Raw genomic sequence first — 17,927 nt, 5'->3', positions numbered from 1 at the left:
AAATGAGCACCGTGCGACTCACCGTCAACGGGCGCCGCGTGCACGTGCCGGCCGGCATATCCGTCGCGGCGGCGATCGCACTCGTCGGCGAGCCGTTCCGCCGTTCCGTGACAGGCGAGCCGCGTGCGCCGCTGTGTGGCATGGGCGTATGTTTCGAATGCCGCGTACGCATCGATGGCGTGGCCCAGCAACGCGCCTGCCAACGCGTCGTCAATCCAGGCATGCGGGTGGAAACCGATGGTTGACGCCTGCGACATCGTCGTCGTCGGCGCCGGGCCGGCGGGCCTCGCCGCGGCGGAAGCCGCCGCGAGCCAAGGCAAGCGGGTGGTGCTGATCGACAGCCAGCCACGCGCGGGCGGTCAGGTCTGGCGGCACGACGTACTTCACGGTCAACCGCGCGTGGCGACGGATGCGATCCGCGACGTCGCCGGGAACGCCAACGTCACGTGCCTGGAGGGAACGCAGGTCGTCGCCGTCGAACCGGGGCGACTGCTCTTGCAGGATGCGCATCGCGGCTTCCATCTCGCCTACGGCGCTCTCGTACTCGCCACGGGCGCGCGCGAGCTCCTGCTGCCCTTCCCCGGCTGGACCCTGCCCGGCGTCACCGGTGCCGGCGGTTTACAGGCGCTTGCCAAGCAAGGCTGGCCCCTGCGCGGCAAGCGTGTGCTCATCGCCGGCAGCGGACCGCTGCTGTTGGCGGCCGCGGCAACCGCGCAACGGCATGGCGCGCACGTCGTGGGCATCCACGAGCAGGCCGGCGCATCCGCCGTGCATCGCTTCGCCGCCGGTCTCTGGCGTTGGCCGGGCAAGCTCGCGCAAGCGGCACGGCTTCGACTCGAACTCGCGCGCGTCCCGTATCGGACCGGCAGCATCGTGACCGCCGCCGAGGGCGAACATGGCGTCACCGGCGCGCGCGTACGTGGCCGTCAGGGCGACGAACGCATCGCATGCGACCTGTTGGCGGTGGGCTACGGCCTGCTGCCGCAGGTGGAGCTGGCCCAATTGCTCGGTTGCGCGCTGGAGCCGGAAGGTGCGCATGCGCGTGTGCAGGTAGGTCCGTGGCAAGCCACGAGCCAGCCACGCGTGTTCGCCGCCGGCGAAGCCTGCGGTATCGGCGGACTCGACTGCGCCAGGGTGGAAGGCCGCATCGCCGGGCTGGCCGCGGCCGGAGCGCCGGTGCCACCCACGCTGGTGCAGCGGCGCGATCGCGCACGCGCCTTCGCCGCTTCGCTACGCGAACACTTCACAGTCCGCGACGACGTGCGCGGACTCGCGAACGGCGACACGACGATCTGCCGGTGCGAAGACGTCCCCCTCGGCGCCGTGCGCCCCCACGCCGACACCCGCGAAGCGAAACTCGCCACGCGCTGCGGCATGGGCGCCTGCCAGGGCCGCATCTGCGGCAGCGCGCTCGCCGAACTCGGGCACGGCCCGCGCGGCGGCACACGGCCACCTCTCTTTCCCGCTCGCCTGGCCACGCTGGGCGAACCCGTTCTTTCTTCCGTCAGCGATACCAGAGGCTACACATCATGAGCAAGGCAACTTTCTGGCGCGGTGTCCTGCCCGCCGTCACCACGCCCTTCACCGCCGATGGCAAGGTCGACCACGCCTTCCTCGCCAGCCATGCGTTGCAGATGATCGACGCCGGCTGCAAGGGCATCGTCCCCCTCGGTTCCCTCGGCGAAGCGGCCACGCTGAGCTTCGAGGAGAAGACCGACATCCTGCGCACCCTGGTCAAGGCGCTCGACGGCCGCGCGCCGGTGATTCCCGGCATCGCGTCGCTCTCGACCGATGAAGCCGTACGCCTCGCGAAGGAAGCCAAGGCCATCGGCTGCGCCGGCCTGATGGTGCTGCCGCCGTATGTGTATTCCACGGACTGGCGCGAAATGAGCGCGCATGTAAAGGCCGTCATCGCGGCCACCGACCTGCCCTGCATGCTTTACAACAATCCGGTCGCCTACAAGACCGACTTCGCGCCCGCGCAGATCGCCGAACTCGCCGCGCAGTTCCCGAACCTGCAGGCGGTGAAGGAATCCTCCGGGGACGTGCGCCGTTTCGCCGCCATCCGTGCCCTCCTCGGTGATCGCCTCGACCTCCTTGTCGGCATGGACGATGCCATCGTCGAAGGCGTGAGCATGGGCGCGGTGGGCTGGATCGCGGGCCTCGTCAACGCGTATCCGAAGGAATCGGTGAAGCTGTTCGAACTCGCGCGCGACGGCGGCCCCCGCGCCGCGGAGTCGCTGTACGCATGGTTCCTGCCACTGCTCCGCCTCGACACGGTGCCCACCTTCGTGCAGCTGATCAAGCTCGTGCAGGCCAAGACCGGCATGGGCAGCGAGACCGTACGCGCGCCACGCTTGACGGTCACGGGTGCCGAACGCGAAGCGGCGCTGGCCGTGATCGACCACGCCATCGCCACGAAGCCGGGGCTCTGAGTCATGCAGGCCGATGCGAAACTGCTGCTCGGCGGCCGCTGGTGCGCATCGGCCGATGCGGCCGGCGCCTTCCGTGCCGAAGACCCGACGCGGGCCGAGCCGATCGGCCCCGCGTTTCCCATCAGCGGCGCGGCCGATCTGGAAGCCGCGCTCGCCGCCGCTTCCTCGGTCGCGGCGGAACTGGCGGCGACGCCTCCGGCACGCATCGCCGATTTCCTCGACCGCTACGCCCAGGCGATCGAAGAGGACGCGGACACGCTGGTCGCGCTGGCCGCGGAGGAAACCGCCCTGCCTGCCGAGCCGCGCCTGCGCTCGGTGGAACTGCCGCGCACGAGCGGACAATTGCGGCAGGCGGCACGCGCCGTGCGCGACTACGCGTGGACCGATCCGGTCATCGACACCGCCACCGGTCTGCGCGCGCACCGCGCACCGCTGGGCAAGCCGGTGCTGGTGTTCGGCCCCAATAACTTTCCCTTCGCCTTCAACGCCATCGCCGGCAGCGACTTCGCATCGGCCATCGCCGCGCGCAATCCGGTGATCGCCAAGGCCCATCCATCGCATCCCGCGACCAGCCGTCGCCTGGCGGAACTGGCGCACAAGGCATTGCTCGACACGGGCCTGCCGGGCGCATCCGTGCAGATGCTCTACCACTTCGACAATGCGCTGGGCGTGGCCCTGGCCGGTGACGCGCGGCTGGGCGCGATCGGCTTCACGGGCAGCCGCGCGGGCGGCCTCGCACTCAAGGCCGCCGCCGATGCGGCTGGCGTGTCGATGTACGCGGAGCTTTCCAGCGTCAATCCCGTTTTCCTCTTGCCGGGTGCGCTGACGGAACGCGCCGAGCCCCTCGCGCAGGAGTTCTTCGCCTCGTGCACCATGGGCAGCGGCCAGTTCTGCACCAACCCCGGCATCGTCGTGGTCGCGCATGGCGAGGCCGGCGATACCTTCGTCGCCGCCGCCACGAAACACTTCGCGTCGGCGACGCCGCGCCCGCTGTTCTCCCGTGGCGTGCGGGACAATCTCGCGCGCGCCGTGCAGGCGCTCGTCGACGCCGGTGCCCGCGTGTTGGCCGGCGGAGGCAAGGGCGACGGCCAGGGCTACCGCTTCGAACCCACCTTGCTCCATGTCGACGCCGCGACCTTCCTCGCCCATCGCGATGCCCTGCAGGCGGAAGCGTTCGGTCCCGTCAGCCTGCTCGTCGGCGGCGCGGACGAGACCGCGATGGTGGCGATCGCCGAAGCCTTCGAGGGTAACCTCACGGCGACGCTGTACCGCGCCGCCGACGGCAGCGACGACACGCTCTGGCAGGCGGTCGCGCCGCCCTTGCGCAAGCGCGTGGGCCGCCTCATCGCCAATCGCATGCCCACCGGCGTCGCGGTCAGCCCGGCGATGAATCATGGCGGTCCCTATCCCGCGACGGGCCATCCCGGCTTCACCGCGGTGGGCATGCCCACGGCGATCCACCGCTTCGCCGCGCTGCACAGCTACGACAACGTGCCCGAGGCGTTGCTGCCGCCGGAACTGCGCGATCGCAACCCGGGGCCGATCCAGCGGCGCATCGACGGCCGATGGACCGATGCCGACGTGGGAGTCTCCCGATGATCCAGATCGGACACCTCTCACCGGCGGATGCGCGTGCGGCCCTGGCCCCATGGAACGCCGTCGCCGCGCCCATCGCCCACGAGGAATACCTCGCGCGCATCGAGCACGCCCGGACACTCCTCCACGACATCGGCGCCGATGCGTTGCTGGTCGGCGCCGGCAACTCGCTTCGCTATTTCACCGGCATTCCCTGGGGCGCCACCGAACGCCTGGTGGCCTTGCTGCTTCCACGTCGTGGCGAGCCCGTGCTGGTCTGTCCCGCGTTCGAGGAAGGGTCGCTGCGCGCCGTGATGGCCCATCCGGTGGAACTGGCCCTGTGGGAGGAACACGAGGACCCGCAAGCCCTGGTGGCGAACCGTCTGGCGACGACCGGCGGGCGCGTCCTGGCGCTCGATCCGGCGGCGCCCTTCGGTGTCTTCGAGGCGTTGCGCCGCGTGTTCCCGTACGGCGAGGTCGTCGACGGCACGGCCGTGATCGACGGCTGCCGCATGTCGAAGACCGAAGCCGAGCTGGCCCTGATGAAGCAGGCCACGGCCATGACGCTGCACGTGCAGCGGCTGGCCGCGGGCATGCTTCACGAAGGCATCGGCACGGGCGAAGTGAAACGTTTCATCGACGAAGCCCACCGCGCGCTGGGTGCCGACAACGGTTCGACGTTCTGCATCGTCCAGTTCGGGCATGCGACGTCGTTCCCGCATGGCATTCCCGGCGAACAATACCTCCAGCGCGGCGACCTGGTGCTGATCGATACCGGATGCAGCGTGCAGGGCTACCAGTCCGACATCACCCGGAGCTATGTCTTCGGCACGCCCGACGCCGACCAGGCCCGCCTCTGGGACCTGGAGCGCGCCGCGCAACAGGCGGCGTTCGACGCGGTACGCCCCGGCGTGCCTTGTGCCGAGATCGACGCGGCGGCGCGACGGGTGCTGGAAGCGGGCGGACTGGGTCCGGACTACCGGCTTCCCGGCCTGCCCCACCGAACAGGGCACGGTTGCGGATTGGCCATCCACGAGGCGCCCTATCTCGTCCGCGGCAATCGCACCCTGCTCGGCCCCGGCATGTGCTGCAGCAATGAGCCGATGATCGTCGTGCCCGGCCGTTTCGGTATCCGCCTGGAGGATCATTTCTACGTGACCGGGGATGGCGGCGCGTGGTTCACCCAGCCCTCGCCAGCGATCGACCAGCCGTTCGCCGATTGATACATCCACATCTATTGTGCCCAATTCCGCATGGTCGCCGGGCAATCGCTTCTAGCGCCCGGCGGCCACACGGGTGAGCATCGGGGTGTCATATTCGTGAAGGGGTGTTCGATGAAGCTTCGCCCGATCGTCCGGGGACTCTGTCTGTGCGGCCTGCTAGCCGGGCCCTTCATCGCCGTCCACGGGGCGACGACGGGGGCCGCCGCCTTCGACGCCCTGGTGGCGCAACGCTGGGAGTACCAGCTAAAGGAAAGCCCGGAACTCGCCACCACGATCGGCGACTATCGCTACAACGACCGCTGGACCGACTACTCACCCGCCCACGTGGTGGAAGACCGCAAGGCCACCGAGGCCTTCCTGAAGCGCTTCGAAGCCGTGGACACGGCGAGCCTCGACGAACAGCGACGGTTGAGCCGCGACATGGCGATCCGCGAACTGCGCGACCGTCTCGAAGCCATACGCCTGAAAAACTACGAGATGCCACTCGACCAGATCGGTGGCGCCCATCTCGCCCTCCCCGGTTTCGTCTCCACCATTCCCTTCGACAGCACGGCGCACTACGAGGATTACCTCGAGCGCCTGAACGCGGTACCCAAGGCCATCGACCAGATGATCGCCGCGTCGCGCCTGGGCATGGCGGATGGATTGATGCAGCCGCGTTACCTGCTGGAGAAGGTGGTCAAGCAGGCCCGGGACATCGCCGCCGCGAAAGACGAGGACAACGTCTTCGGCCAGCCCGTGGCGCAGTTTCCCAAGAGCGTTCCCGCCGCCGATCAGGCCCGGTTGCGCAAGGCGATCCTCACCGCCGTCGACGACAAGGTGCGCCCTGCGTACCGCAAGCTGGCCGACTTCGTGGCGAAGGAATACTCCCCCCATGGCCGCAGCCAGGAGGGCATCTGGTCGCTGCCCGACGGCGATGCGCGTTATCGCTTCGCCATCCATACGCAGACGACCACCGAACTGTCCCCGCAGCGCATCCACCAGATCGGCCTGGACGAGGTGAAGCGCATCGAAGGCGAGATGACCGCCATCGCGCACAAGCTCGGCTATGCGGACCTGCCCGCGCTGCGCAAGGCCGTGGCCAGCGATCGCAAGCTGTACGCGAGTTCGCGCGAACAGATCCTCGACGACTACCGGAAGTACATCGCGGGCATGCAGCCGGAGTTGCCCAAGCTGTTCGGCACGCTGCCGAAGACGGCGCTGCGGGTGCAGGCCGTCGAGCGCTATCGCGAGAAAGACGCCGCCGGCGCGGAATACCACCAGGGCACGCCCGACGGTTCGCGTCCCGGCATCGTCTTCGTCAACACCGGAGACTACGAGCAACGTGGCCTGTACACGATCGAGGACACCGCCTATCACGAAGGCGTGCCCGGCCATCACTTGCAGATCTCCATCGCGCAGACCCTGCCCTTGCCGCCGTTTCGCCAGCAAGCCGGCTACAACGCGTATATCGAGGGCTGGGCGCTCTATGCCGAGCAACTGGCCAAGGACGTGGGTTTCTACAAGGATGCCTATGAGGATTACGGACGGTTGAGCGGCGAATTGCTGCGTGCCGACCGCCTCGTGCTGGACACGGGGACGCACGCGCTGCATTGGAACCGGCAGCAGATGATCGACTTCTTCCATGCGCATCCGGCCGAGGACGAACCGAGCATGCAGGCCGAGACCGATCGCTACATCGCGTGGCCCGGCCAGGCACTCGGCTACAAGCTCGGCCAGCTGAAGTTCCTCGAACTCCGCCAGCGCGCGCAGAAGGAACTCGGCGACCGCTTCGACATCCGCGCCTTCCACGACCAGATGCTCTCCGGCGGCGCCATGCCGCTGGACATGCTGGACGCGCGCACCAACGCGTGGATCGCCGCCGTGAAAGCCGGAAAGACCACCCACCCCTGAGCGGAGATCGCCGTGCCCCTATCCGTCGCCCGCGTGGCCTGCCTGCTTGGACTCATCCTCGGCACCCTGCCCATCGCCCACGCCACGGAGGATGCGAACCAACGGTTCGAGGCGATCCATAAACGCGAATGGACCTGGCGCCAGCAGCAGTTCGCCGGAGCCGACGACGAGGACGGCCCCGGCCGTGCCTCGTCGAGCCTGCCCAAGGTGGATGCCGCCACGCAGGATGCACGCGAACGGTACTGGGCCGACGTGTTGAAGCAACTGCAGGCGATCGACCCGAAGCAACTGCGCGGGGAAGGCCCCGTCGACTATGCGGTCTATCGGCAGCAGGTCGAGGTCTTGTTCGCCGACCAGCGCGACAAGACATGGCAGATGCCGTTCAACGCGGACTCGGCGTTCTGGAGCAACCTCGGTTTCAGCGCACGCGGCACGTTCCTGCGCGAGGACGACTACCGGCGTTACCTGGGCAAGCTGCGTGACATCCCGCGGTACTTCGACGAGCAGATCGCCAACATGCGCCTGGGCATGGCGCGTGGATTCACCCAACCGAAACTCATCGTGGAAAGCCAGTACGACGGCATCCAGCAGACCGCCACGACGAAGGGAGAGGCCAACCTCTTCTACACGCCGTTCCAGAAGATGCCCGCCAGCGTGCCCGCCGCCGAACAGGCCGGGCTACGCGCGGAAGCGCTCGCCATCATCGATGCGCAGGTGATTCCGTCCTACGCGAAGCTGTCGCGTTTCCTGCGTGAAGAGTACGCGCCGAAGGCGCGCGACAGCCTCGCCGCCGTGGACCTGCCCGACGGCGAGGCGTTCTATCGGTCGCAGATCCTCGAATACACCACGCTCGACATGAGCCCCGATGCGATTCATGCGGTGGGCTTGAAGGAGATGGCCTCGATCCACCAGCAGATGCTCGACATCATCAAGGAGGTGGGATTCAAGGGCAGCTTCGCGGACTTTCTCCAGTTCCTGCGTAGCGATCCGCGCTTCTACGCGAAGACGCCGGACGAACTGCTCAAGGACGCGGCATGGATAGCGAAGGAAGTGGACGGCGTGGTCGGCGACTATATCGGCCGCCTGCCGCGCCGGCGCTTCGCGATCAAGCCCGTCCCCGCCGATCTCGCCCCGATCTACACCGGCGGACGCGGCGGGCCCGGCATCTACCTGGTCAACACGTACAACCTTCTCGCGCGTCCGCTCTACTCGCTGCCTGCGCTGACCTTGCACGAATCCTCACCGGGCCACGCGCTGCAAATGCCCTTGGCCGCGGAGACGGACGGCCTTCCGGACTTCCGCCGCTACACCTATATCTCCGCCTACGGCGAAGGCTGGGCGTTGTACTGCGAGTATCTCGGCCAGGAGATGGGTATCTACCACACGCCCTACGAGCGCTTCGGCTATCTCAGTTACCAGGCATGGCGTGCCGCTCGCCTGGTGGTCGACACCGGCATCCACCAGATGCACTGGACACGCGAGCAGGCCCGGCAGTACCTGCGCGACAACACGGCCCTGGCCGAGCACGAGATCGACACGGAAGTGGACCGCTACATCGCATGGCCCGCCCAGGCGCTCTCGTACTACCTGGGCGAAATGGCGATCCGCGACGGCCGCGCGAAAGCGGAGAAAGCGCTCGGCAAGCGTTTCGACATCCGTGCCTTCCACGACACCGTGCTGTCGACCGGCTCGGTCCCTCTTCCCGTGCTGGCGGCACGGATCGACGCCTTCATCGCCAGCGGCGGCAAGTCGCCCTATGCAGGAAAGGATCACTGACCATGGCCGACGCTTCCGCACCGCCGCAAGGCAAGTTCCATAAACAATTGAGCCTGGTGGATCTCACCTTCATCGGCCTCGGCGCCATCTTCGGTTCCGGCTGGCTCTTCGCCGCCAGCCACGTCAGTGCATTGGCGGGACCGGCTGGCATCCTCTCGTGGGTGATCGGCGGCGTGGCCGTGTTGCTGCTCGGACTGGTGTACTGCGAGCTCGGCGCCGCGCTCCCGCGTGCCGGCGGCGCCGTGCGCTATCCGGAGTATTCGCATGGCCCGCTGCTCGGATCGTTGATGGGCTTCATCACGCTGATCGCGTTCTCCAGCCTGATCGCGATCGAGGTGGTGGCCTGCCGCCAGTATGCGGCGGCGTGGATGCCGGCGTTGAACGTGCCCGGCAGTTCGCATGCCAGCCTGCTGGGATGGATCGTGCAGTTCGCCCTGCTCGGGGTGTTCTTCGTGCTGAACTACTTCAGCGTGAAGGCCTTCGCCAAGGCGAACAACATCGTCAGCATCTTCAAGTTCGTGGTGCCCTTGCTGGTCATCGTGCTGCTGTTGACGCACTTCCACCCGGACAACCTGACGATCCACGGCATCGCCCCGAACGGCCTCTCGGGCGTGGAGGCGGCGATCTCCGCCGGAGGCATCATCTTCGCCTACCTCGGCCTGACGCCGATCGTGTCGGTCGCCAGCGAGGTGCGTGATCCACAACGCACGATCCCCATCGCCCTGATCCTTTCCGTGGTGCTGTCCACGGTGATCTACGTGCTGCTCCAGCTCGCCTTCCTCGGCGGCATTCCCACCGGCTTGCTGGCCGGAGGATGGGCGGGCGTGGACAAGGCCTTCGCCCTGCCGTATCACGACATCGCCATGGCCCTCGGCCTGGGCTGGCTGGCCACGCTGGTGGTGTGCGACGCGGTGATCTCGCCCAGCGGCACGGGCAACATCTACATGAACGCCACGCCGCGTATCGTCTACGGATGGGCGCGCAGCGGCTCCTTCCTCCCGGTGCTCACGCGCATCGATCGCCGGTCCGGTATCCCACGCCCGGCGCTCTGGCTGACCTTCGCGTTGTCGGTGTTCTGGACCCTGCCGTTTCCGTCGTGGGAAGCCTTGATCCAGGTGGTTTCCGCCGCCCTCGTGCTCAGCTACGCCGTCGCGCCGGTGACCGTCGCCGCGTTGCGCCGGAGCGCGCCGGACCTCGTCCGCCCGTTCCGGGTCAAGGCCTTCGGCCTGATCGGGCCGCTGTCCTTCGCCGTGGCGGCATTGATCGTGTACTGGTCTACATGGGCCACGGTATCGTGGCTGCTGGGTTTGCAGATCGCGATGTTCGCCATCTATGTCGTCTATAAGCTGGCGACAGGAGGTGACCGGGAACGGCTGCTGCGCAACGTGCGCTCGTCGCTGTGGCTCATCGGTTTCTACGCGCTGACGATGATCGTCTCGTGGCTGGGCACCTTCGGTGGCATCGGCGCCATCGCGCATCCGTGGGATTCGCTCACCGTGCTGGTCATGGCGATCGGCATCTACTACTGGGGTGAACGTACCGGCTTGCCGGCCCACGAACTCGCCCTGGACGACGACGATGAGTGAGCGCGACGATACGCCGATGGACCGGCGCGACTTCCTCCGCGTGCTGGCGGCAACGGGCGCCGCCGCCAGCCTGGTTCCTCTGACGACGGAGGCGTTCGCGCCGCCGCCGGTCTCCACCGGCAAGACGGCGGCTCGCGGGATCGCCACGCCCGCGCGTGTTCCGCTTGCCACCGCTCCCCGCGACCACCTCGCCGGTTTGCCGGGCTTTCGCTTGCAAGGGCGCGACTGGAGGGTTGGCGAGGATCTGTCCCACCCCGACGGCCCGATCGTGCTCCACGACGGCACGCAGGCCTGCGTGATCGGCAAGCGCACCGAACCGACCTACGACGAGGCCGCGCAACCCTACTTCGGCATGAAGCTGGCCGATGTCGCGCTGGCCGGGGTCGACCTCCTCGCGGAGCACCTCCTCGCGCGGGGCGAACCGGACGAGACGCAGGTGCGCCTGGCCGCTCCACCCGCGGCATCGTCGCTGGACCCCGAGAACTACTACGGCCGGCTGCCCTGGACCACATTCGTCGGCACCCGCCAATGCGCGGACACGATGCCCGTCTATACCTCCGGAAGCACGCGTACCTATCACGCCGACCAGGTCTTCGCCGACCTGCACGAACCGAAGAAGGTCGCGCGCCGGCGCGAAGGCCTGCTCGGTGGCTGGTTGCCGGCGGTGCACAAGGTCGTGCCGCTCGACGACGGCCGCTGGTACGACGTGCTCGTGTTCGCCGACGTGGACGCGAACGACCGTTTCGTCGCGCAGACCTGGCACCGGACCGCGCTGGTGGAGCATGGCCGGTTCACCCGCGTGGTCTACGGACACAGCTACCCCGCCTATCCCCCGCGCCGCGAACCGCCACAGGCCGATGCCTTCTATGCGGCGCTGCTGCGCTTCCACGACTACTGGCATGCCCAGCTGGCCGACCTCGCGCCCGTGCGCATCCCCGCGGCCGGATGGTCCGACATGGCCACCCATGCGTTCGCCCGCGAACTGGTGGTCCGTCCGGATGGCACCTACCCCAAGTACGGGGCCGTCGACCGCGACTATTACGGCAACGAATACGACGGCTTCCAGGACACCTTCACCAGTTCTCTCTACGCCAACCTGGAATGGGGCCGCTTCGAACAGACCGCCGCGGTGCTGGACGGTTACTTCCGCGATTTCGTGCAGGACGACGGCATGATCAACATGCGCGGCGCCGAGACGGGGCAGTTCGGCCTGACCCTTTCTCTCCTGGCACGCTACGTCCACTATACGAACGACGCGGCACTCCTGCGCAAGCACCGCGAGAAGATCGAGGCCACGGTCGCGATGCTGCTGGAGTTGCACGACGAGAGCCTGCGACTGCCCGCCGGCGACCCCGGGCATGGCCTGATCCACGGCTGGAACGAGTCGGATGCCTGCCTGTTTCCCGATCCGGCGCTCTGGTGGAAACCCTACTATGCCAACAGCGCGCTCGCGGCTCGTGGCCTGCTCGACCTCGCGGCTATCTGGCCCGATATCGCGGCGTCCGCCGCGACCGCCGCGTCGATGTGGAAGACACGTGCCGAGGCATTGGCCCGGCGCGTGGAGGAAAGCGTGCGTGCCAACATCCGCCACGACCTGAAACCACCCTACGTTCCGCCGTTGCCAGGCGTCACGCTCACCTTCCGCGAATCGCTCGCGCGGGAAAAGCCCAGCGAGCAACAGTGGCCGCACCGCGCTTATGCCGAACTCCTCCAGGCCGACGTGCTGCCGGACGATCTCGCCAACGTGGTGATCGATGGCATGCGTGGCCATGGCGCCACCACCCTCGGCGTCGTCGCGAACATCGGACCGGTCGATCCGAAAAGCCGCGACATCCTCGGCTTCATCTCCTATGGCTACGCACAACAATTGCTGCGCCTGGGCCGCATCGACGAATACCTGCTATTTCTCTACGCGCATCGCCACCACGCGCATACACCCGGCAGCTGGACCGCTGGCGAAGTCGCCGACATCACCGGCGGCATGCCCTTGTTCTGCATGCCCGCGCAGATGACGATTCCCTTGCTGCTTCGCTGGGCCTTCGTCTTCGACGACAGCGCGGGCGAGACGTTGTGGCTGGCCCGCGCGATTCCCCACGCGTGGCTCGATACCGGCGAGCCGGTGAGCCTGGATGCCGCTCCCACGCGCTGGGGACGCTGCGGCGTCGCGCTGCGGAAGGAAGGTTCGCAGCTTTCCGCGACGGTCACCTTGCCGGCCGACGCAAGCCCCAAGGCCGTCTGGATCAGCCTGCGCGGTGCGGGTCCCCTCGTTCACGTCGACGGCGAAGCCGTCGCGGAAGTCGACCGGAGCGGCGATGACATTCGCATTCACGGAAAACCGGGACAGATCCTGCGCATCGTGTCGACTGTGCGGGATTCCGCATCGAGCATCCGGAAATGACACAAGACAGCACGGTCGTGTGACCGCACGATGAAAGCGTGCATCGGGGGATGTGCGTCATCACGTTGGGGAGAAGCATGCAAGGTGTCGATCGGAGAAGGCGTTTCCTGAAGGCCAGCGCATCCACGCTTGCCGGCGCCCTGCTGGCGACCCCATTGCGCGCCTTCGATACCGCCGATCCGGCCGGCGGCACGACCGCCGCCGTGCGCGACAAGCCCGTCAACCGGATGCAGTCCTTCGCGCTCGACCGCGTGACGCTGCTGGACAGCGACTTCCGCCGCGCCGCCGCGATCAACCTGGATTACCTGCACAGCCTGCCGGTGGACCGGCTCGCGCGGGCCTTCCTCGTGCAAGCCGGCAAGCCCACCAACGCCCAGCCGCTCGGCGGCTGGGAGAAACCCGATTGCGAACTGCGCGGTCACTTCAGCGGCGGCCATTACCTTTCCGCGGCGGCGCTGGCCTGGGCCGCGCAGGGCGATACCGTCCTGAAAGCGCGTGGCGACGAACTGGTCGGTATCCTCGCTTCCTGCCAGCGATCCAACGGTTACCTCAGCGCGTTCCCCGAAAGTTTCTTCGATCGCCTGAGCCGCGGCGAAAAGGTCTGGGCGCCGTTCTACACCATCCACAAGATCCAGGCCGGCATGCTCGACATGTACCGGCTTGCCGGCAACCGCCAGGCGCTGGATGTCGCCACCGGCATCGGCAACTGGACCGTGCGCTGGTTGAACGGATTCTCCGACACGGAGATCGCGCACATCCTGAAGACCGAATACGGCGGCATGAACGAGTCGATGTACGACCTGTATGCCATCACCGGCAACGGCCGCTACCTGGACGCCGCGCACCGTTTCGACCAGGCATCGCTTTTCGAGCCGCTGGCCGCGCACCGCGATGAATTGAAGGGCCTGCACAGCAACACCCAGATCCCGAAGGTACTCGGCGCCGCGCGTCGTTACGAACTGACGGGCGAACCCCGTTACCGCCGCATCGCCGAGTATTTCTGGGAAACGGTGACGCAGAACCGATGTTACGCCACCGGTGGTTCCAGCAACGACGAGTTCTGGAAGACCGGCCCCGGTGACCTCAAGGGCCAACTCGGCCTGTATGCCGCCGAGTGCTGTGTCGCCTACAACCTGTTGAAGCTGACCCGCCATGTCTACGCGTGGAATGGCGATCCGCGCGCGTTCGACTACTACGAGCGCACGCTCTACAACGCGCGCCTTGGCACACAGGACGCCAAGGGCATGAAGCTCTACTACTACTCGCTGCAACCGGGTGGCGCGAAGTTCTACAACTCGCCGACTGATTCGTTCTGGTGCTGCACCGGGTCCGGTGCCGAGGAATTCGCCCGCTTCAACGACGCCATCTACGCGCACGACGACGACGAGCTGCACGTGAACCTCTACATCGCCTCGGAGCTGCGCTGGCCTGAACAAGGGTTGCGCTTGACCCAGCGCACCGGATTCCCGAAGGAACCCTCCAGCGCGTTCGAGTTCACGCTCGACCAGCCCCGCGAACTGACGGTGAACCTGCGCATTCCTTCCTGGATCGCACCGGGCGCCAGCGTCGCCTTGAACGGCACGCCGCTGGATGTATTCGCCTCGCCCGGAAGCTACCTGACCCTCAAGCGCCGGTGGCAAACCGGCGATCGCCTCACCATCACCCTGCCGATGCGCCTGCACGCCATGCCGTTGCCGGGCGACGACGGCCTCCAGGCCGTGCTCTACGGTCCGCTGGTACTCGCCGCGCGGCTCGGCAGCAAGGGGCTGACGCACGACCAGCAATACGGCAAGTACGACGCGGGCCCGTCGCCCGAACCGAAAGCGCAGGCCGCACCCCGCATCGCCATGGACGGACCGGACCGACTCGACTGGCTGACGCCGGCCGACGAGCCGCTGACGTTCCGCGCGAACACGCGCGACGGCATGCTGTCCGTGATCCCGCTGCACCAGATCCAGGGCGAACGCTACGCCGTTTACTGGCAGGCGGACGTGCCTGCCGACGGCGCGAGCTGAGCCCCTGCGATCGCGCGGCCGCGCGATCGCGTTCCAACTCCCGAGGTCGCGGTCCCGCCGCGCCCCTGAGCGATCGGCCTCATGCCGAGCGCCGAGCGAACTCGCCCGTCTTCCGTACGCCCACCGTCAACGAGGGAAGCCATGCACCAGCGCCATAGCGATTCGCCCGACCACACGCCCCGCCGCCACGTGCTGGGTCAAGCCGTACGCGCCGCCCTCTTCATCGGTCTCATCAGTGGTGCCGGAACACTGCATGCGCAGGAGACCAAGGACCTCGAAGGCATCACGGTCACCGGTTCACGCATCCGCCGCGTGGATGTGGAGACGGCCAATCCCGTGGTCACCCTCGACCGCGCGGCCATCGAGGCCACCGGCAAGGCCACCCTGGGCGACCTCGTGCAGGAATTGCCCTCGATCGCGGGCAACGCGACCAATCCCAATACCAACAACGGCGGTGGCACGGGCGCCTCCACCGTTTCGCTGCGTGGCCTCGGCGAGAAGCGCACCCTCGTGCTCGTCAACGGCATCCGCCTCGCGTACAACGACGTGAACGCCATCCCGGCGAACATGATCGATCGCATCGAGGTGCTCAGCGACGGTGCGTCCGCGATCTACGGTTCCGATGCGATCGGCGGCGTGGTCAACTTCATCCTGCGCGACCATTTCGACGGGGTGCAGATCTCCAGCGACTTCGGCACCAGCAAGCGCAGCGACGGCAATCGACGCAACTTCTCGCTGACCGCCGGCCATACCGGCAAGGACTACGGCGTGATCGCCGGCCTGTCCTACAGTGACATCGACGCCGTCTCGGCCGATGCGCGCAATTACTCGAAGGATGCCTTGTACCTGATCGACGGGGCCTCGGTGAAGCAAGGCTCGTCGGCCACGCCGACCGGCTCGGTCAACTTCAACGACGGTTCGGCCGCCTCGAAGGCGCTGGCCGGCACGAACGGTTGCTCTCGCGTGACCCTCAACCCCGGCGTGACCGGCGCGACTGGCCCGGGCGATTTCCATTGCTACACCGGCGCGGACTCGTACAACTACCAGCCATACAACCTGCTGCAAACACCGCAGAAGCGTACCAATGCCTTCCTGCTCGGCCACTACAAGTTCAACGACTACGTGCAGGCCTACGTCAACAGCTATTTCAGCAAGACGAAATCCTCGTCGGTGATCGCCCCGATACCGATTTTCGCCAACGGCGACAATTTCCTCGCCTCGGCCAGCAGCTACTACAACCCGTTCGGCGTGGACTTCGGCACCGACCGCGCCACGGGCACGTCGACGAACGACCTCAACACGCGCCTCACCGTGCTCGGCAACCGGCGCTACCAGTACAACACCTATAACCTCCAGGTGAATCCCGGCCTGCGCGGAAGTTTCGGCGACAGTTCATGGCAGTGGGACACCTCGATCAACTACGGTCGCGTGCGCCAGGATTCGATCAACTACGGCTTCCTCGATTACGCGAAGTTCAACCAGGCCGTCGGCCCCTCCTTCAGGGATACGGATGGCACGGTACGTTGCGGCACGGCCGGCAACGCGATCGCCGGGTGTACGCCACTGAACCTCTTCAACATCAACGATCCGTCCGGCCTGTCCAACCTACAATCGATGGTGGTGAATCCCTCGGTGGGCAGCGTCTACACCGTGAAGCAGCTGGAGGCGAACGCCAACGGCGACCTGTTCGACCTGCCGGCCGGCACGGTGAGCCTCGCCACCGGGCTGTCGTATCGCAAGGAGAGCACCTCCACGAGCGCCGATCCCCTGTGGACCGCCGACGAAAACGGCCTCTGCGGCGTGATCGAGTATTGCGCATCCACCCTGGCCGGCCGCTTCAACGTGAAGGAGGCCTACGCCGAAACCCTGATCCCCCTGTTGGCCAACCTGCCGGGCGTACGTTCCCTCAACCTCACCGTGGGTACGCGCTGGTCGGACTACAGCACCGTGGGCAGCAGCACGAACAGCAAGGTGTCGCTGGAATGGCGTCCCGTCGAGGACCTGCTCCTGCGCGGTACCGTGTCGGAAGTGTTCCGCGCACCGAACACCAGTGAACTCTATGCGGGCGTGGCCGGTGACTCCGCCACGGTGAACGATCCCTGCAACGGCTACACCGGTGGCCATGATGTCGCCTGCGCCAACGTACCCACCGATGGCAGCTATCGCCAGGCGGATGGCCAGATATCGGGCAAGGCATCCGGATCGGAAGTGGCCGGCTACCAGTTGAAACCCGAAACCGGTCGTTCGTACGACATCGGCCTGGTCTACGACCCGCACTGGCTGGAAGGCCTGTCGTTCAGCGTCGACAGCTGGAAGATCAACCTGAAGGACACGATCTCCACGGTCTCCGCGCAGACCGTGCTCAACCAGTGCTATGCCAATCCCTCCAGCGCCTTCTGCGCGCTGATCCACCGCAACGGCAACGGCACGATCAACTACGTGGCCGAGCCCACGGTGAACCTGGGCAAGCTCTGGGCCGCCGGCACCGACTTCGCGGCGACCTACCGCCTCCCGGAAACGCGCTACGGACGCTTCACCGCCAGCCTCAACGGCACCTACATGAAGCGTTACGACATCAACCCCGACACCACCGATCCCAGCTCGGTCGTGATCCACAATGCGGGCATCTTCACCTACAGCTACGGCAACTTCCCCCGCTGGCGCGCACTGGGCACGTTGAACTGGTCCCAGGGCGACTGGAGCGCATCCTGGCGGCTGCGCTATGTCGGCCGCAGCCAGGTCGGCAGCGCGGATCTTCGCCAGGGACTCTCGGCCGACTACGACCAGGCCGGTGTCGAACGCAAGATCGGCGCGTACGTCTATCACAACGTGCAGGTGGGCTATAACGTCGAACCCTGGCATACGAAGCTGGAGCTGGGCGTGGACAACCTCACCGACAAGCAACCGCCGTTGTACTACGCGAACAACACGACGAACGCGAATACCGACGTCGCCACGTACGACCTGTTGGGGCGCTTCTACTGGATGCGCGCAACGGTGTCGTTTTGAGGCGGTTGCTCTTCCTG

11 protein-coding genes are annotated in these 17,927 nt (G+C 67.0%); all 11 read left to right on the top strand.

All coding sequences use genetic code 11. The features are described from left to right. Window positions 1-2: 2 nt before the first annotated feature. Window positions 3-245: a (2Fe-2S)-binding protein gene (locus AB6730_RS13180; RefSeq protein ID WP_371024168.1), complete on the top strand. Its 243-nt coding sequence runs from the start codon at window positions 3-5 to the stop codon at window positions 243-245. Next, window positions 238-1,533 (top strand): FAD-dependent oxidoreductase, encoded by a 1,296-nt coding sequence (locus AB6730_RS13175; protein WP_371024057.1) that lies wholly within the window; start codon window positions 238-240, stop codon window positions 1,531-1,533. Before AB6730_RS13180 ends, AB6730_RS13175 begins: the two co-directional genes overlap by 8 nt. Continuing rightward, window positions 1,530-2,435 carry a dihydrodipicolinate synthase family protein gene (locus AB6730_RS13170; RefSeq protein WP_371024056.1) on the top strand — a complete coding sequence of 302 codons (906 nt, stop codon included), beginning with the start codon at window positions 1,530-1,532 and terminating at the stop codon, window positions 2,433-2,435. Before AB6730_RS13175 ends, AB6730_RS13170 begins: the two co-directional genes overlap by 4 nt. 3 nt (window positions 2,436-2,438) lie before the next feature. Continuing rightward, a complete protein-coding gene (locus AB6730_RS13165) occupies window positions 2,439-4,034 on the top strand; it encodes an aldehyde dehydrogenase family protein (protein ID WP_371024055.1) in 1,596 nt (531 codons plus the stop codon). Further along, the gene (locus AB6730_RS13160; RefSeq protein WP_371024054.1) at window positions 4,031-5,233 is read left to right on the top strand and encodes a M24 family metallopeptidase; all 1,203 of its coding nucleotides are present in this window, start codon (window positions 4,031-4,033) and stop codon (window positions 5,231-5,233) included. Before AB6730_RS13165 ends, AB6730_RS13160 begins: the two co-directional genes overlap by 4 nt. Window positions 5,234-5,344: 111 nt before the next feature. Beyond that, window positions 5,345-7,126, top strand: coding sequence for a DUF885 family protein (locus AB6730_RS13155; protein WP_371024053.1), 1,782 nt, complete (start codon window positions 5,345-5,347; stop codon window positions 7,124-7,126). 6 nt (window positions 7,127-7,132) lie between these two features. Then, a complete protein-coding gene (locus tag AB6730_RS13150; protein WP_371024167.1) occupies window positions 7,133-8,902 on the top strand; it encodes a DUF885 family protein in 1,770 nt (589 codons plus the stop codon). Between the two features lie 2 nt (window positions 8,903-8,904). After that, complete coding sequence (locus AB6730_RS13145; RefSeq protein WP_371024052.1) at window positions 8,905-10,488, top strand: APC family permease; 1,584 nt, start codon at window positions 8,905-8,907, stop codon at window positions 10,486-10,488. Between the two features lie 16 nt (window positions 10,489-10,504). Next, entirely contained in the window at window positions 10,505-12,886 is a 2,382-nt protein-coding gene (locus AB6730_RS13140; protein WP_371024166.1) for a twin-arginine translocation signal domain-containing protein, read from the top strand. Window positions 12,887-12,963: 77 nt separating this feature from the next. Next, window positions 12,964-14,901 (top strand): beta-L-arabinofuranosidase domain-containing protein, encoded by a 1,938-nt coding sequence (locus AB6730_RS13135; protein ID WP_371024051.1) that lies wholly within the window; start codon window positions 12,964-12,966, stop codon window positions 14,899-14,901. 141 nt (window positions 14,902-15,042) lie between these two features. Continuing rightward, on the top strand, window positions 15,043-17,910 hold the full coding sequence (locus AB6730_RS13130) for a TonB-dependent receptor domain-containing protein (RefSeq protein ID WP_371024050.1): 2,868 nt from the start codon (window positions 15,043-15,045) through the stop codon (window positions 17,908-17,910). The last annotated feature ends 17 nt before the right edge of the window (window positions 17,911-17,927 follow it).

The sequence above is a fragment of the Luteibacter sp. RCC_6_2 genome (genome assembly GCF_041360655.1).
GTDB lineage: Bacteria > Pseudomonadota > Gammaproteobacteria > Xanthomonadales > Rhodanobacteraceae > Luteibacter.
This window is presented reverse-complemented; position numbering and strand designations above follow the sequence as displayed.

Excerpts from the sequence above, each read along its gene's own strand:
- AB6730_RS13135 (WP_371024051.1), top strand. The coding sequence starts at position 12,964 with ATGCAAGGTGTCGATCGGAGAAGGCGTTTCCTGAAGGCCAGCGCATCC.
- AB6730_RS13145 (WP_371024052.1), top strand. The coding sequence starts at position 8,905 with ATGGCCGACGCTTCCGCACCGCCGCAAGGCAAGTTCCATAAACAATTG.
- AB6730_RS13180 (WP_371024168.1), top strand. The coding sequence starts at position 3 with ATGAGCACCGTGCGACTCACCGTCAACGGGCGCCGCGTGCACGTGCCG.
- AB6730_RS13165 (WP_371024055.1), top strand. The coding sequence starts at position 2,439 with ATGCAGGCCGATGCGAAACTGCTGCTCGGCGGCCGCTGGTGCGCATCG.
- AB6730_RS13140 (WP_371024166.1), top strand. The coding sequence starts at position 10,505 with ATGGACCGGCGCGACTTCCTCCGCGTGCTGGCGGCAACGGGCGCCGCC.
- AB6730_RS13155 (WP_371024053.1), top strand. The coding sequence starts at position 5,345 with ATGAAGCTTCGCCCGATCGTCCGGGGACTCTGTCTGTGCGGCCTGCTA.
- AB6730_RS13170 (WP_371024056.1), top strand. The coding sequence starts at position 1,530 with ATGAGCAAGGCAACTTTCTGGCGCGGTGTCCTGCCCGCCGTCACCACG.
- AB6730_RS13130 (WP_371024050.1), top strand. The coding sequence starts at position 15,043 with ATGCACCAGCGCCATAGCGATTCGCCCGACCACACGCCCCGCCGCCAC.
- AB6730_RS13175 (WP_371024057.1), top strand. The coding sequence starts at position 238 with ATGGTTGACGCCTGCGACATCGTCGTCGTCGGCGCCGGGCCGGCGGGC.
- AB6730_RS13160 (WP_371024054.1), top strand. The coding sequence starts at position 4,031 with ATGATCCAGATCGGACACCTCTCACCGGCGGATGCGCGTGCGGCCCTG.